General features: G+C 69.9%; 12 protein-coding genes. 4 read left to right on the top strand and 8 right to left on the bottom strand.

Annotation, left to right across the window (positions count from 1 at the left end; genetic code table 11):
* Nucleotides 1–2: 2 nt before the first annotated feature.
* Together ACQP2X_RS13375 and ACQP2X_RS13370 are read left to right on the top strand one after the other, a co-directional pair.
* On the top strand, nt 3–1,541 hold the full coding sequence (locus ACQP2X_RS13375; protein ID WP_498696803.1) for an SIR2 family protein: 1,539 nt from the start codon (nt 3–5) through the stop codon (nt 1,539–1,541).
* 53 nt (nt 1,542–1,594) lie between these two features.
* Nucleotides 1,595–2,284, top strand: a complete 690-nt coding sequence (locus ACQP2X_RS13370; protein WP_498696801.1) for a hypothetical protein — start codon at nt 1,595–1,597, stop codon at nt 2,282–2,284.
* 8 nt (nt 2,285–2,292) lie between these two features.
* On the opposite strand, the gene ACQP2X_RS13365 is transcribed toward ACQP2X_RS13370, so the two are convergent.
* Both ACQP2X_RS13365 and ACQP2X_RS13360 read right to left on the bottom strand, forming a co-directional pair.
* Nucleotides 2,293–2,895 (bottom strand): hypothetical protein, encoded by a 603-nt coding sequence (locus ACQP2X_RS13365; RefSeq protein ID WP_498696799.1) that lies wholly within the window; start codon nt 2,893–2,895, stop codon nt 2,293–2,295.
* A gap of 28 nt (nt 2,896–2,923) precedes the next feature.
* Nucleotides 2,924–3,340 carry an NUDIX hydrolase gene (locus tag ACQP2X_RS13360; RefSeq protein WP_498696798.1) on the bottom strand — a complete coding sequence of 139 codons (417 nt, stop codon included), beginning with the start codon at nt 3,338–3,340 and terminating at the stop codon, nt 2,924–2,926.
* A 183-nt stretch (nt 3,341–3,523) separates the two neighbouring features.
* Here ACQP2X_RS13360 and ACQP2X_RS13355 point away from each other — a divergent pair, with 183 nt between their 5' ends.
* On the top strand, nt 3,524–4,618 hold the full coding sequence (locus tag ACQP2X_RS13355) for a beta-galactosidase (protein ID WP_498696797.1): 1,095 nt from the start codon (nt 3,524–3,526) through the stop codon (nt 4,616–4,618).
* On the opposite strand, the gene ACQP2X_RS13350 is transcribed toward ACQP2X_RS13355, so the two are convergent.
* From ACQP2X_RS13350 to ACQP2X_RS13325, 6 genes are read right to left on the bottom strand one after another with little or no spacing between them, the layout of a single operon-like run.
* Entirely contained in the window at nt 4,600–5,694 is a 1,095-nt protein-coding gene (locus tag ACQP2X_RS13350; RefSeq protein ID WP_498696795.1) for a glycosyltransferase family 4 protein, read from the bottom strand. The genes ACQP2X_RS13355 and ACQP2X_RS13350 overlap by 19 nt on opposite strands.
* On the bottom strand, nt 5,691–7,082 hold the full coding sequence (locus ACQP2X_RS13345; protein WP_498696794.1) for a hypothetical protein: 1,392 nt from the start codon (nt 7,080–7,082) through the stop codon (nt 5,691–5,693). Before ACQP2X_RS13345 ends, ACQP2X_RS13350 begins: the two co-directional genes overlap by 4 nt.
* Complete coding sequence (locus ACQP2X_RS13340; RefSeq protein WP_498696793.1) at nt 7,082–8,695, bottom strand: ArnT family glycosyltransferase; 1,614 nt, start codon at nt 8,693–8,695, stop codon at nt 7,082–7,084. The genes ACQP2X_RS13345 and ACQP2X_RS13340 overlap by 1 nt, the downstream gene beginning before the upstream one ends.
* Nucleotides 8,688–9,419 carry an SGNH/GDSL hydrolase family protein gene (locus ACQP2X_RS13335; protein WP_498696790.1) on the bottom strand — a complete coding sequence of 244 codons (732 nt, stop codon included), beginning with the start codon at nt 9,417–9,419 and terminating at the stop codon, nt 8,688–8,690. The genes ACQP2X_RS13340 and ACQP2X_RS13335 overlap by 8 nt, the downstream gene beginning before the upstream one ends.
* Nucleotides 9,416–10,867 (bottom strand): glycosyltransferase family 4 protein, encoded by a 1,452-nt coding sequence (locus ACQP2X_RS13330; protein WP_498696787.1) that lies wholly within the window; start codon nt 10,865–10,867, stop codon nt 9,416–9,418. Before ACQP2X_RS13330 ends, ACQP2X_RS13335 begins: the two co-directional genes overlap by 4 nt.
* On the bottom strand, nt 10,864–11,403 hold the full coding sequence (locus ACQP2X_RS13325; protein ID WP_498696785.1) for a glycosyltransferase family protein: 540 nt from the start codon (nt 11,401–11,403) through the stop codon (nt 10,864–10,866). The genes ACQP2X_RS13330 and ACQP2X_RS13325 overlap by 4 nt, the downstream gene beginning before the upstream one ends.
* A gap of 2,502 nt (nt 11,404–13,905) precedes the next feature.
* On the opposite strand from ACQP2X_RS13325, the gene ACQP2X_RS13320 reads away from it, so the two are divergent.
* Nucleotides 13,906–14,916, top strand: a complete 1,011-nt coding sequence (locus ACQP2X_RS13320; protein WP_498696783.1) for a glycoside hydrolase family 11 protein — start codon at nt 13,906–13,908, stop codon at nt 14,914–14,916.
* Nucleotides 14,917–14,930: the final 14 nt, after the last annotated feature.

The following is a 14,930-nucleotide window of genomic DNA, read 5'->3' as shown; positions in this document are numbered from 1 at the left end:
CCGTGGCAAGCCTGGACTATCTCAAGGAGGCCCACCGCAACGGCAACCTGGTCCCCGTCGTCGGCGCCGGCTTCTCGGCGGCCACCGCACGGCTGCCGTCCTGGCCCGGGCTCGTCGACCTCGGCACGAGTTACCTCCGGCGCGAGCTGACCAGGCGGGTCACCATCAAGCAGATCCGGGCCGTCGAGAGCGTGGCGAGATCCGGCGACCTGCCCACCGCGTTCGACGCCCTGCAACAGCTGATGAGCCAGGAGGGGCGGGAACATCACGAGTCGCTGCACTATCAGGGGTTCCTCAACGAGGTGTTCCACGACGCGCCCGTCGAGTCGACCACGCTGGCCGATGCCCTGCGGTCGCTGCGGCCCCGCGTCGTCCTGACCACCAATTACGACCGGCTCCTGGAGGACACCAGCGTCAGCCCGGGCACCCAGTCGGCGACGTGGCTGAAGCCGGCCGACATCCGCTCCCTGCTCCGGTCGGGCAGCGGCGTGGTCCACCTGCACGGTCGATACGACGTGCCCAGCAGCGTCATCCTGTCCCGAAGCGATTATCAGCGACTGGTCGACGACCGTGACGCGGTCGCGGTGGCCCAGGCCATCTTCCACTCGGGCGTGCTCCTGTTCCTCGGCACGAGCATCGGAGGGCTGGAGGACCCGCACATGGGCAAGATCCTGTCCGAGTTCGCCGCGATGACGGACCGGACACGGGGCGAGGACTCACCGCATGTCGCTCTGCTGGCGGGCCGGCAATCCGGCAAGGAGATCGCCCAGCTCCGGCAGCTGGGCATCGAGGCGGTCAGCTACGGCAACGACCACGCCGACCTTCCGGCGTTCCTCACTCAGATCACCGAGCGCGAGCGCATCGTCGTCGAGTCGTACCCGGTGCGCGCCCTGACCCAGGCCATCGGTAAGGCGGGCGACAAGGGCGAGGCGCTGACGCAGATCGTCGGCTTCATCCAGAACAGGATCTTTCCCGGGCGCAACGTCCGCATCACGTTCTGCGAGAAGGTCTCCACGGCCGACTCCGGCCAGCATCTGGAGGCTCGGCACGTCATGCCGGTCAACGCGACCCGGAACGTGTTCAACTATCCGCTTTCGATCGCCGCGTGGGCGCTGATCGAGGGCCGGATCATATCGTGGCCCGAGGACCGGAAAGATCGCTGCAACTTCGACCTCATCGACCGCCTCGGCCGGCTGGAGGACGTTTTCAAACTGTTGTCGGCGCCGGCCGTGGAATCGGTTCCGGAGATAACGCGATACGTCGATCTGACCAAGGTCCGGGAGCGTTTCGTCGACCGCACGCTGAGCCTGGGTGATTTCTTCCAGGACTGGGCGTCGGACCAGCCCGACCCACGATACGACCGTTTCCTCTCCGTTCCCGTACCGGCAATCGATTCCTTCGGAAATCGCGAGCGGATACCCGAGTTCGGCGTCTTCAACATCGACGCCCTGGGCGGCGGCCCGCTGCTCGACCGCCGTTCTCACGAGCTGCTGCAACTCGTGTCCGCGCTGGCCACCTTGGTGTATTTCCGGTTCGGCTGATCACGACCGCCGCCGCCTTGCTAGCCAAGGTCATCGATGGCAGTATATGAACCGTGACCCACAGTGACGGTCAGATCCTCAAGACGGTAGCGATCATGTTTTCCGGGGGACGCGACTCCTCGCTTGCCGCCGTCCTGTACTGCCTGCGCGGTTACCAGGTCCAGCTTCTCCGGTTCGCGACCGGCCTGGGCATTCCCTCCACCCTCCCCGAAGTGCGCGAAGGGGAGCTCCGCGACCGGTTCGGCTCACAGATCCTGCCCACACCCCGGCCCATTCCCGTGCACGGCCTGGTCCGGCGGATCGCCACGGCCGAGATCGAGGACGACTTCCCCCGCTTCGACGGGAAGAATCTGGTGCTGCTCGGCGAGAAGCTCGCGATCCATGCCGCCTCGCTGGCCTACTGCGTTCGCAACGGGGTGCGCGAGCTCGCCGACGGCTCGAGCGGCTATCAGCGGGAGATGCCGGAACAGCGTGAGGTGGCGCTGGATTTCTTCGGGCGCCTGTCGGCAGCCTACGACGTGGAGTACGCCACGCCCATGACGGCGTTCGACTCGGAGATGAGCGTCAGCTACGCCCTGCTGGATGCCGGCATCTCGACGAAGTCGCTCGAGGGCATGTCGATGTTCGCGGACTCCTTCAGCTTCGCCGACGACGACACCGTCCTGCGCTATCTGGAGGCCAAGAGGCCCATCGCCGCTCGGTACCTGGCAACCTTCGCCGCAGCCGGCAAGAGCGACGCGTAGGGCGACGGTCAAGCTCCCGACGTGGTCCGCCCACGAACATCGTCCAAGGCCCGCATCGCGTCCGCGAAGAGCGCGGCCGCGCCCTCGCGCGCCGCGTCGACGGTCGGCTCGGGTATCAAGGCGCTGGCGTCCAGGACGATGGTGAAGGGCGAGCGGTCGGTGTAGATGTCGAAGTTCCAGTTGTCGCGGAAGATCTGATGGCTCTTCGCGTCCTTGGCGGCGACGATCGCCGCGCACTCCTCGCGCGACTTGGGCTTTCCCCGTTCGATGTAGGACACGACGCACTTGCGCACCCGGCTCTCCACATCGGACTCGATCCAGATCGAGACCCGGTCGCCGTCGTCCCGGGCCAGCCAGGGCAGGCTCCAGGCGTCGAAGACCCCGTCCCGGGCGCTCCGGAAACCGGCCAGCACCTCGAGGTCGATCGCGCGCTCGACCTCGAGCGCGGTCCGGCGCTGATCGAGTTCCGGGGTCCAGACGTCGGACGCGTCGCCCAGGTGCTTCCGGACCACCTCGGAACCGCTGAGGCAGGAGGTGTGGAGCTCGGCCGCGAGCCGTTTCGCCAGTGTCGTCTTGCCCGCCGCGGTGAGGCCGGAAATGACAACGCGCATATTCTCAATCCCCCGGAAGAAGGGTTCGTCACATACGGCCGAGGCTCACCAGCTTCGGAACCACGTGGTGGGCGAGGGTCGATCCGATGCTGATGCCGTTCGCGGCGTAGTCCTTGTCGATCCAGCGCATCTCGACGATCTCGGAACGCGGCGACGGCGTTCCCTCCACCTCGACGTCGAAGACGGTCATGTGCAGGGACGCGTCCTCGAATTCCGACTTCTCGTCGTATTCGCCGAAGAGAACGGCCCGCGCCACCTTGACGCCGAGTTCCTCGTCGAGTTCGCGCTCGAGCGTCTCCATCGCGGTCTCCGCGCCCTCCGGCCGGCCACCCGGGATGATGTAGGTGTTCCGGCCCGGAACGATTTTCTTCACCACCAGCAGCTTGCCGTCCGGGCTTTGAATGATCGCGCCGATCTTGATGATCTTCTGAACCGATTCCGTCATCGTCACTCCGATCAAGGCCGGTCAACCGTGGCCATTAGACCACGCGGTGGTGCGGTTGTCATCGCGGCCATTCCGATCATGGAAACGGCCGGGTGCTGATCCGGTGTGAATGCGGAGCGCTCGGTTGCAGCCACGACTCCAGCGGACCGGCGGGCCGATGCGGAAGGGGTGAAAAAGCTATCCGTGACGCTGGCCGCCGTCCTGTCGATCGTTTCCGTCGTCGTGGGGAACAGTGGCCCGGCGTCGGCGGAAGCGGGAGCGGCGACGGCCTCCCTCGGCATCATCGGCAACTACTCCGACGCCGACATGCGGAGCATGCGGGCGGCCGGTGGCGCCGGGGACGCCCTGGTCGAGATGAACTGGTCGCAGGCCGAGCCGGCGCCCGGTCAGTTCGACACGGCCTATCTCGGCTCGATCGCCGCGCGGGCCGCCAAGCTTCGCGCGATGGGCTACACCATCTCGCTGAACACCGGCATCCAGAACGCCCCGGCCTGGCTGCTCCAGCGGCCCGGCGCGCGCTACGTCGACCAGTTCGGCGCCACCTACACCGGCGGCAACGAGCCCAACCTGATCTTCGGCACCGGATACCGGCCGCTTGCCGTCCGCTATCTCACCAAGGTCTTCCAGCAGCTGGGCACCAACTTCTCACTCGTACGGGCCGGTGGCGGTCACTGGGGTGAACTCACCTATCCGAGCAGCGAGAAGCAGCGCAACCTCTACTTCGCGTTCGACGTCAACGCCGCGCGGGTCAATCCCGTGCCCGGCTGGAAGCCCGGCCGGCCCAGCCCCAACGGCCAGGCCGCCAAGTTCCTGACCTGGTACCTTGACGCGCTCGCGAGCTATCAGAACTGGCAGATCACCGCCCTGCGCCAGGCCGGCTGGGCCGGGACGGTCGCCATGCTGTACCCGTCGTACGGCATGCGGGCCGGCGACTTCGGCAAGGCCGTCGCCACCAACCTGTCCGGCACCTCCAGCGCCGAGATCAACGGCGAGGTGCAGCGGGGGTACGACGCCACGCGGCAGATCGGCGCGCTGAAGGACCCGAAGGTCGCCGTCTACGGGACGTGGGCCGAGAACGCCAACACCGTCGCCTATCTGGCCGGCCTCGCGCGCGCCAAGGGCCTGCGCGCCATGGCCGAGACCACCCACGTCTGCCTGCCGTCGCAGCTTCCCGCCGTGATGGCCATCGCCCGGGCGAACAAGCTGGCCGCGCTGTACATCGTGCGGCTGGGCGCGGCCGACGTCGTCAGCAACGCGAGCTACCTCCGTACGGCCTGAACGCAGGCCTCCAGCAGCCGTTCGGCGGCCGCCGCCCACGTGAACCCGGCCGCGTGGGCGGCCCCGCGGGCCGCAAGCGACTCGCGACGCGCCGGTTCGGCCAGCAGCCGGGCGATCGCCGCCGCCCACGCCGCGCTGTCCCGCGGCGGCACGTAGGTGGCCGCGCTCCCGCCCACCTCGCGCAGCACGGGCACGTCGCTGGCCACCACCGGCGTCCCGGCCGTCATGGCCTCCAGCACCGGCAGCCCGAAGCCCTCGACCAGCGACGGATAGGCGAGCAGGGCGGCGTCCGCGTACACCGCCCCCAGCAGTTCCTCGGCCACGAACGGCAGGCGCAGCACCCGGCCGGCGACGCCCAGGCGGTCGATGGCCGGTCCGACCTCGTCGGGGAAGCGCGGGTCGGGCGAGCCGATCAGCACCAGGCGGGCCCCGGGCACCCGGGCGATCGCCTCCACGAGCACCACGGCGTTCTTGTGCGGCCGTTGCGCGCCGACGTGCAGCACGTAGCCGGGCTCGATGCCGTATTCGGTGGCCAGCCCCCGCACCGGCGGGGGCATGAGGTCGACGCCGTTGGGGATCACGTGGGCCGTCCGCCGGTAGCGTGCGGCGATCTGGTCGGCCGAGGCGCGGCTGACCGTCAGCGCCGTGGTGGTCCGGGTGATCAGCGTGGTCAGCAGGCGGTAGGACAGCAGGACGGCCCGCGACGGCGCGAACCGCGGATCGGCCTCGAAGATGCAGTCGTGCACCATGGCCAGGCTGGGCACGCCGGCGAACGGCGTCGCGCCCAGGTGGTACGGGAAGAACATCACGTCGACCGGGCGGTGGCGCAGCACGCCCCGCCACCGCCACAGTTGCCGCACGTCGACCGGCGGCAGGCCGACCGGGTGCAGGGTGACGTTGGGCCGGGTGGCCAGCCGGTCGACGTCGAAGCGCTCCGACCGGGTGCGGCCGGTGAAGACCACCAGCTCCACGCCCTCCCGGAGGGCCAGTTCGGTGCACAGGGCGTACATGACCCGGCCGATGCCGTGATAGCGGTCGTCGAGGACCCGCCCGTCGACCCCGATGCGCAGTCTCATCGCCACCTCCGCGGGGTGAACTCGGGAAACGCCATGCCGAGCGCCACCACGCCGGACACCGCCGCCACGCCCAGCCAGGCGACCGGGTCGTCCACGACGGCCAGGGCCGTCGTCGCCACCGCCAGCACGCCCAGGTCGCGGGCCGAGCGGCGGCTGGTGAGCAGCAGCCGCACCGCGGGCCGCAGGGCCGGCAGGGCCAGCAGCGGCAGCAGCACGACGGCCAGGGCGGCCACGGCGGCGCTGACCGCCACCCCGGCGACGCCGTAGGAGACCCCGGCCAGGCCGGTCACGACCAGATAGGCCACCGTCGTGCCGGTCAGGGTGCGCACCGCCCGCCCCCGGGAGTCGTCGGCCTGGAGCACGGTGACCACCAGGTTGAGCAGGCCGACGGCCAGGCCGAGCACGGCCGCGTACGGAAGCCAGCGGTCGACCGCCGCGAACGTGTCGGGCAGCAGCAGCCGGCGGATCGGCGCCGGAAGCGTCATCAGCACGGCCGCCATGACCGCGGCCACGAGCAGATAGGTCCTGATCGCGTCGGCCTTGCGCCGGGCCGAGCCGTCCCGGCTCAGCGCGGCGAAGGTGGCGGTGGACACCGCGTTCGACACGAACAACGGCACCCGGCCCAGCGCGGAGGCCGCCTGATACGGCGCCGCCGCGCTGCCCAGGCCCAGCACGGCCACGATCACCGTGTCCGCGGCCGAGGTGACGGCGACATTGGCTTGCAGCCGGACCTGGCGTACGGCCGCACGGAGAAGGTCGGTCTGTGCCGGGCCCCAGGTGGGACGGCGCAGCAGCCGGCGGGAAGCCAGCACGGGGGCCAGCAGCACCAGGCTGCCGACCGCGAACCCGCCCAGAGCGCCCGCCGACTGCCAGTGCGCGCCGAAGACAAGACCGGCGCCGGTGACCGCCTTGACGATCGCCTCGAGGGTGAGCAGGCCGGCGATCGCCGTGATCCGGCCGGTGCCCTGGAGATGGCCCATGCCGGTCGAGCCGATCGACAGGATGAGCGAGGCCGCGGCCAGGATGACCGCGTCGCCGGGCGACCCGAACAGCAGCACGCCGGCCACGAGCAGGACGGTGAGGCCCGCGCCGAGCACGAGGTTCGACCAGAAGGCGAACGACGTGACCACGGCCTGTCGTTCGAGGTCGCCGGCGGCGCGGCCGACCTCCCGGGCCAGCACCCAGGAGACGGCCGCGCTGGAGATGGTGGTGCGGACCAGCAACAGGGCCTGGCCGGCCGCGAACGCCGCGAACTCGGCCGGGGCCAGGCCGTGGGTCATGGCCAGCGCGTAGCCGTAGTTGATGGCGCCGGCCGAGGTGGTCGCGATGAGCAGCCACCCCGCGCCGCCGCGACCGCGCACGCCGGAGCCGCGCAGCGTCTCGGTCATCAGATGCCCCGCCGGACCCAGCGGTGCCAGCCCACGACCCCGAAGGCGGCCAGCGCCAGCGCGGCGAACAGCAGGGCGAGGAAGCCCTGGCTGGAGGCGTTCGCGGCGACCGCGCGGGGCGGGTTGGCGCATTCGGACAGGGCGGTCATCCCCGAGCCGACGACCCAGAGCTCGATGGACTCGTAGCGGCGGCTGCTGAAGGCGTACAACTGGCGGCCGTTGCCCTTGACCCAATCGGCCAGCTCGGGCGAGCTGGTGCCGTAGCGCAGGCGGCTGTCCTTGCCCGACAACAGGAACGCCTGGACGCCGGAGCGGACGGCGGCCGGACCGTCGCGAAAAGCGGTGACGTGGTTACGCGGCAGCACCGGGACCCAGCGCTCGGCGTTGCCGGTGGCGTTGACCGCCACACACGGCAGCTGGGCGGTGATCCGCGCGCCCATCCGGGTGGTGGCGTCGTCGCGGGCCAGGGCCACGTTCGTCACCCAGCCGAGCGCGCTCACCGCGACGGCGACCGCGCACACGGCCACGGCGGCCCGGCCGTTCCAGGTGAAGACCGTCAGCAGGACAGCGGGGACGACCGTGTAGACGGAGAGCTGCTCGTTGGCCTGCCCCAGCAGCACGCAGTAGCCCAGGAAGCCGTAGCTGAGGGCGCCGAACGACATCAGCCAGGCGGCCGGCTCGTCCGGGCGCAGGCCACGGCGTACCACCAGGAAGAGCAACCCGGCAGCGCCGCAAGCGAAGATCAGATATCCGGCGGCGTAGCCGGCGAAGCTGTCGGTGAAGACCGAGAAGGACGAGACGCCCGTACGGTTGAGGCCGCTGAGCTGCTTGATCCCGAAGAACCGCTCGGCGCTGATGTTGTGCTCGGCCAGCCACCACGAGCCGGCGCCGTTGACGGTGGCCCAGAGCGGGAAGACGGCGTAGACGGCCGCCGCCACCAGCAGCGAGCCGGCCGAACGCCGCAGGAAGGCCCAGTCGCGCCGCAGCAGCGCCACGCCGAGCGGCACCAGCATCGCGAACAGCAACGGCTCCTTGACCAGCAGGGCCAGACCCGAGACACACCCGAGGACGACGATGTACGTCGGCGACGAGGCCCGCCGCAGGCGAATGGCCAGATAGACCACCGTCACCTGGGCCAGCACGGCGGTGGGCTCGATCAGCGCCGTACGCCCGAAGCGCAGCACGAACGCGTCCGCCGCGAACATCACCATCGCGGTCGCCACCAGCAGCGGGCTGGCGGTGAAACGCCGGGCCAGCAGGCCGACCACGACGACCGTCAGCAACGTGACCAGCGCGCCCATCGTCCGGGCGTGGAACATCGCCTCGATCAGGGGCTCACCCGACCGGTCCCACAGCCCGAGGAGCAGGAAATGCAGAGGCGGGTGTACGGCGGTGAGCCGCTCCCCCCACGAGATCGAGCCGTGCTCGGCGATGTTCTGGCCGGCCAGGGCGTACATCACCTCGTCGAGATCGAAGTCCCGGGCACCGCGGACGTTGGTGAACAGCGCGACGGCGGCGGTCAGCACGGCGCCCGCGTAGATCCACGGACGCCAGCGGCGCCAGTACCGCGGCTCGGCCGGCCGCGCCACGTCGAGCAGTGTCGTGTCAAGCACCGGTGCCTGCTTTCTCGGTGATGTTCTCTGAGATCAACTGGGCGACGACGTCGTGGCCGTGGTCGTTCAGGTGGGCGTGGTCCTGGAGGAAGTCGTCCCAGTAGCGGACCGCGTCACGGGTCTGCACGTAGACGAGGTCGTCGCGGTCGTTGGCGATCCGCCGCAGCAGCGCGTCGTGATGGCTCAGGACCGCGTTCGAGCGGGGAAACATGTGGTCGTCGACGCGCCACAGGCCGACCAGCACCTTGGTGGCCGGGCCGAGGTCGTCGAGCAGGTCGCGCAGCCGGTGGTCGAAGTCGTCGGACTCGAGCCGGTGATAGCCGCCGGTGACCGCGATGATGGCCCGCTTGACGGTGATCTTCGAGCCGGAGACGAACCGTTGCCGCCACCGCCGGAACGGGCTGCGGGAGTAGTACGGCCTCGGCTCCATCCCGGCCGGCCCCCGCCAGCTCTTCGGCCCGAACCGGTCGAGGAGCGCCTGGAGCACGCGGCTCGGATGGACGTGCCCCTCGGCCGCGCCGAACGACAGAATGATGACGTCCGGCCGGAACCGGCGGATCTGCTCCGTGGTGCGGCGGTCCACCTCGGCCACGGTCTGTGCCGACCTGGACAGTTGCAGGATCTCGGCGCCGGCGTCGAGCAGCCGGCCCGCGCGGACGGCGTACGAGCGGCCGCCCACGCCGAGCCCGAGGGAGCTGCTGCCGCCGAGGATCACTACCTTCATGACACTCCTTCGAAGTATTTCCGCAGGTCGTGCGCCCGGGGCCCGCCGGTGCGCTTCCAGCCGACGAGGTCGGCCGGCCGGGCCACGCGGGCCCCGATGCCGGTGACGTCCAGCCCGTACCGGCCCAGCAACCCGAGCGCGTCCCGTTCGTCGAGGCCGGCCAGCAGGAGCCGAACCCGGGGATCGCCGTCGCCCGGCTCGTCCCAGTCGATCTGGTCGACGCTGCGCAGCGCGCGGTAGTCGATCCGGGCGGCCTGGCTGAGCGGCAGATCGGCCACCGTGGACAGATCACAGATGGCGCGGCGGTCGGCCTGCACGCGGCGGCAGTCCTCGTGGATCAGGAGGCTGGCGATCCGGTCGGTGGTGGCGTCCCAGTCGAAACGGGCGGCCCACAACCGGCACCGCTCGGCCCACTCCTTGGCGGCCGCCGGGTCCTCGAGCTCGACGAGCGCGGCCGCGAGCTGCCCCGCCAGCTGATCCGGGTGCGGGACGACCCAGCCGGTGACCCGGTGGCGCACCGAGTCGCGCAGGCCGGGCGCGGCCAGCACCACGGCCGGCACACCCAGGCTCATGGCCTCGGTGACCGACAGACCCCAGCCCTCGAGCTCGGACGTGCAGACGGTCACCCAGGCGGTGGCCAGCAGCTCGTCCCGCTCGGCCTGCGGCAGCCGGCCGTGCAGCCACACCCGGTCGCCCGGCCCGATCAGACCTTCCAGCTCGGCCCGGCACGGCCCGTCGCCGACGATGTGCAGTTCGACGTCCGGCACCGTCGCGGCCACCCGCGGCATCGCACGGATCAGCAGATCCCATCGCTTGTGCGGCGCCAGCCGTCCGACCACGACGATGCGCGGGGTGCCGCTGCGTTCGGCGCCGGGAGCGGACAGCGGCTCCTGACCGTTGTTGGCGATGTAGATCGGCCCGACCAGCCCGAGCGCCCCACGCACCTCGGCCCGCGACGACGGCGACACCACGGCAATGGTGCGGCGCCCGTAGACGAGCCGATTTCCCACCTTTTCCACCCAACGGCCGATCCAGGCTGCCGGAATGGGCAGATTTTGCGCGAACATCGTCTGATGAACGTGATGAATCAGCACCAGAACGGGAATTCTCCGGCCCACCGCCAAGGGCGAGAAGAAAGGGATTCCGTTACAGGTGTCGACAATGGCGTCGATGCCATTGCGGTGCCGAAAAACCCAGAGCCAGGCGAACACGTAGACGGTGTACGCGTTACCCATCCGCCGCACCGTCACCCCGTCCGCGGTCTCGGCCCGCGGCGCCCCGGCGTGACGGGCGGCGAGCACGGTGACCCGCTGCCCCTCCCCCGCCAGCCGCCGGGCCACGGAGTGCATGAAGACCTCGGCTCCTCCGGCCCGGGGATGCGAGGAGTCCTTGAAGTTCAGCCACACCACGTGCTCGCCCTCGTGGGACCGGTAGCGCCGCCGCGTCATGCCGGCACCGGCAGGACGTCCGTGTTGTCGTCGCGGAGACCGCGCCGGTTCGAGACGACGCTGTACGCCGACATGCGCAACCCGGCATAGTCGGCGGTATCCCTGGCCACGGGCAATGATCCGGGCCCACCGGGCATGGCGTCCCCGACAACAAGGGCGGCCACGTCGCGGTCCATGAGCGTGACATGCCGGCCGTTGCCGCCGACGGTGACGACATGCGCGCCACCGCCGAGGACGCGGAGGGCGTGCGAGAGGAGCACGCTCGCCCGGGCACCGAGAACGTGCGTGTCACCGACGCCGACACGGCGGGCCACACTCGTGGCGACGCCGCGGAGAACGCCCGCGGTCCAGCCCGGGCGGGAGCTGCCGACAACCCGGACCGGCACAGGCGAGCGGAGCGCGAACTCGTCGACGATCTCGACGGTCCGATCACTGGAGCCGCCGTCGATGACGGCTATGGAACCGGCCACGGGCAGGCGGACAATGACGTCGGAAACGGACGCCAATATGGTGCGGACCCGGCTTTCCTCATTCACCAGCGGAAGCATGAACTCCGCCTCGGCGACGGACGATGAAGAATAGAACGCCAATGCCGGAGCATTCGCGAGAGTTTGTCGCATCCGATTGACCCCATGTCGTGGTTTCACGCCAAGATCGGCGCAAGACGCACATTACCGATCAACCACTCAAGAACAGCTTCGCGGCACCGGGTATGGCGATTCGGAATGCCCAGCCAACTGAACGAACTAATCCTCTAGAGAATGGCGCTCCCAGCCCAAAACGCATCCTGCATTACCATCCCCCCACCCCAACCCGACACACCCCAACGCAACGCGACTCAGCCCAGCACGAATCAGCCCCTGAGCAACCCCAAACGGCCCAATCCCACGCCGGCCGGAGCGCAACGAGGCCTGCCCGGCACAGTCCGGCGTCACGGCACAGTCCGGCGTCACGGCACAGTCCGGCGTCACGACACAGTCCGGCGTCACGGCACAGTCCGGCGTCACGGCACAGTCCGGCGTCACGACACAGTCCGGCGTCACGACACAGTCCGGCGTCACGACACAGTCCGGCGTCACGGCACAGTCCGGCGTCACGACACAGTCCGGCGTCACGGCACAGTCCGGCGTCACGACACAGTCCGGCGTCACGGCACAGTCCGGCGTCACGGCACAGTCCGGCGTCACGGCACAGTCCGGCGTTACAGCGCGGCGCGGCGTTGCGGCGTTGCGGCGCGGCGTTGCGGCGCGGCGTTGCGGCGCGGCGTTGCGGCGCGGCGTTGCGGCGCGGCGTTGCGGCGCGGCGTTGCGGCGCGGCGTTGCGGTGCGGTGCGGCATTGCATTGCGGCGCGGTGCGGCGGAGCGGCGGAGCGGCGGAGCGGCGGAGCGGCGGAGCGGCGGAGCGGCGGAGCCCGAGCAAGCGCGACACGGCGCAACCCAGCCCTGGCCTGGCGCAGTGCGGCGTTGCGACGCGGCCCGAGCTAGCGCGATACGTCGTAACGTGGCGCGGTACTAAGTGGCTTGACCCAGTGCGGTGCAGCGCGAAGTGGCGCGCCACTGCGTGACCCAGCGCGGCGCACTGCGGTGCGGTGCGGCGCGGTGCGGTGCGGCGCGGTGCGGTGCGGCACAACACGGCGCGACCAAGTGCGTGCGGCCGAGCAAGACGCCGCCATCTCACCGCTCGCCTTCTCGCGGCTGCTTTTCTCACCGCGCCGCTTCCGCCCGTGCCCTTCCTCCCCAGGCCGTTTGTCCGCAGCCCCTCCGGCTACGCCGCTTCTCCCGGGACCGCCGCTTCTCCCCGCGCCGCTTCATGCCATGGCCTTCCGCCCGAGAACCTCCCCACGCTGGCTCAAGCTGAGCCGGGTCGAATTGGACGGTTTCAGACAAGGCCGGGCCGAACTGGACGGGCGGACTAACAGGCGGACAGGCGAACCGAACAGACGAGCGGACGGACACGCGGACGAGCGGACGAGCAGGCGGACGGACGAGCAAGCGGACGGACGAGCAGGCGGACGGACAGGCGGGCAGACAGGCAGACGGGCAGGCGGACGGACGTGACCACGAGCAGACGGGCGGGTGGGCGCACGGACGGACAGGCGGGCAGGCGGGCAGGCGGGCAGGCGGGCAGGCGGACGGGCGGACGGGTGGGCAGGCGGACGGGTGGGCAGGCGGACCGAGGTAGGCGGGACCGGATGGGCTAAGCAGCCCCCCGGCCCGGACGGTGCTGCTGGCTTGACAAAAAGACAAGCGAGCTTGTCTTTTTGTCGTGCTCGGTTGTCGGCCGAAGCGTACGGAGATGGGCTCGCCATCAACCTGGCACCGAACCCTCCCAAACCGCTGAGATCGCCGCATGACATCGACGCACAGATCCACGATGGCCAGCGCTTGTACCACTTCCGCGGGCACAACCCGCCGCTCTCCTGCCGCAGCCTTTCCACACCGCTTCTCCCTGCGGACCCTCCCACCCCCGGCTTCCCCCTCGCAATTCCTCCCCCGGGCCGCTTCTTCCCACGGCCCTTCCGCCGACGCCCCTCTCCCCCGCGGTCCTTTTCGCCGTGGGTCTTCGCTTGGTTCAGCCGGTTGCCCGTTCAGCTGTGGCCGGCGGTGCTGATCACTCTCAGACGGGCCCCTGATCACTACTCTCCGTAGAGACCACCGACGTGGGGGTGCGTCACCGCGCCACCTTCCATCAGAGATCTTCCGAACGGCCGGGAGCTGCGGCACATCGCATGTCGTCCATTGCGGACGAGCCAAACGGGACACGATGCGCCTGTGGTTCGACTCTAACCGAGAGTAGCCGTACACAATCCCGTAAGTTTCGGAAGCGCCTGGCTCATATCCATCTCCGCAACATCACCGAGAAGATCGGAGATGTCGCTCTACCTGGCAACACTCTTCCGAGATCGAGTTCGATATTTCCGCTGAGTTTCCGGAAGTTGTTGACAAGGAGCGGTCGACGGTCCACTCTCTCGCAGAGACGCACTTCGATGTCCGTGGGGCTGTTCCCCGGCAGCCCCCTCACGAGGAGGACGCACCCACATGACCGCACCTGTCCCCCGCCGCAGCCGGCTCCGGCTTCTGGTCGGCGCCGCCTGTGCCCTGGCTTTGACCGTCACCGGCGTGATGGTTGCCGGTGTCGCGCACGCCGAGGCCGACCGCACCGTCAGCTCGAATGCCACCGGCACGCACAACGGCTACTACTTCTCGTTCTGGAAGGACAGCGGCAACGCCAGCATGACGCTGCGCGCCGACGGCCGGTACTCCAGCAGCTGGAACAACTCGACCAACAACTGGGTCGGCGGCAAGGGCTGGGCCACCGGCACCCGCCGGACCGTCAGCTACTCGGGCACCTACAACCCGGGCAACAACAACACCTATCTCGCCCTGTACGGCTGGACGCGCAACCCGCTCATCGAGTACTACATCGTCGAGAACTTCGGCAGCTACAACCCCAGCAGCGGCGCCACCCGGCTGGGCACCGTCACCACCGACGGCGGCACCTACGACATCCTGCGCAGCCAGCGGGTCAACCAGCCCTCGATCGACGGCACCGCCACGTTCTACCAGTACTGGAGCGTCCGGCAGCAGAAGCGCAGCTCCGGCACCATCACCACGGCCAACCACTTCGACGCGTGGGCCCGCGCCGGCCTGAACCTCGGCTCCAGCTGGGCGTACCAGATCATGGCCACCGAGGGTTACCAGAGCAGCGGCAGCTCCGACATCACCGTCCGCGAGGGCAGCGGCGGCGGCACCAACCCGACCACCCCGCCCCCGGGCGGCGGCGGCAGCAACTGCACGGCGGTTCTCTCGGCCGGCCAGCAGTTCGGTGACCGCTTCAACCTCAACGTCGCGGTCAGCAACGCCAGCAACTGGACCGTCGGGCTCGCCCTCAACGGTGGACAGAGCATCCAGAACAGCTGGAACGCCTCGGTCAGCGGCACCACCGGCACCGTCACGGCCACCCCGAACGGCAACGGCAACAACTTCGGCGTGACCATCATGGCCAACGGCAACTGGACCTGGCCGACGGTCACCTGCCGTACGAGTTGACCCGTCCCGGATGA

Origin of the sequence: Actinoplanes sp. CA-131856, from assembly GCF_050956135.1 — a bacterium.
Classification (GTDB): Bacteria; Actinomycetota; Actinomycetes; order Mycobacteriales; family Micromonosporaceae; genus Actinoplanes.
This window is presented reverse-complemented; position numbering and strand designations above follow the sequence as displayed.

Excerpts from the sequence above, each read along its gene's own strand:
- ACQP2X_RS13365 (WP_498696799.1), bottom strand. The coding sequence starts at position 2,895 with ATGCGCGTTGTCATTTCCGGCCTCACCGCGGCGGGCAAGACGACACTG.
- ACQP2X_RS13350 (WP_498696795.1), bottom strand. The coding sequence starts at position 5,694 with ATGAGACTGCGCATCGGGGTCGACGGGCGGGTCCTCGACGACCGCTAT.
- ACQP2X_RS13320 (WP_498696783.1), top strand. The coding sequence starts at position 13,906 with ATGACCGCACCTGTCCCCCGCCGCAGCCGGCTCCGGCTTCTGGTCGGC.
- ACQP2X_RS13330 (WP_498696787.1), bottom strand. The coding sequence starts at position 10,867 with ATGACGCGGCGGCGCTACCGGTCCCACGAGGGCGAGCACGTGGTGTGG.
- ACQP2X_RS13360 (WP_498696798.1), bottom strand. The coding sequence starts at position 3,340 with ATGACGGAATCGGTTCAGAAGATCATCAAGATCGGCGCGATCATTCAA.
- ACQP2X_RS13335 (WP_498696790.1), bottom strand. The coding sequence starts at position 9,419 with ATGAAGGTAGTGATCCTCGGCGGCAGCAGCTCCCTCGGGCTCGGCGTG.
- ACQP2X_RS13345 (WP_498696794.1), bottom strand. The coding sequence starts at position 7,082 with ATGACCGAGACGCTGCGCGGCTCCGGCGTGCGCGGTCGCGGCGGCGCG.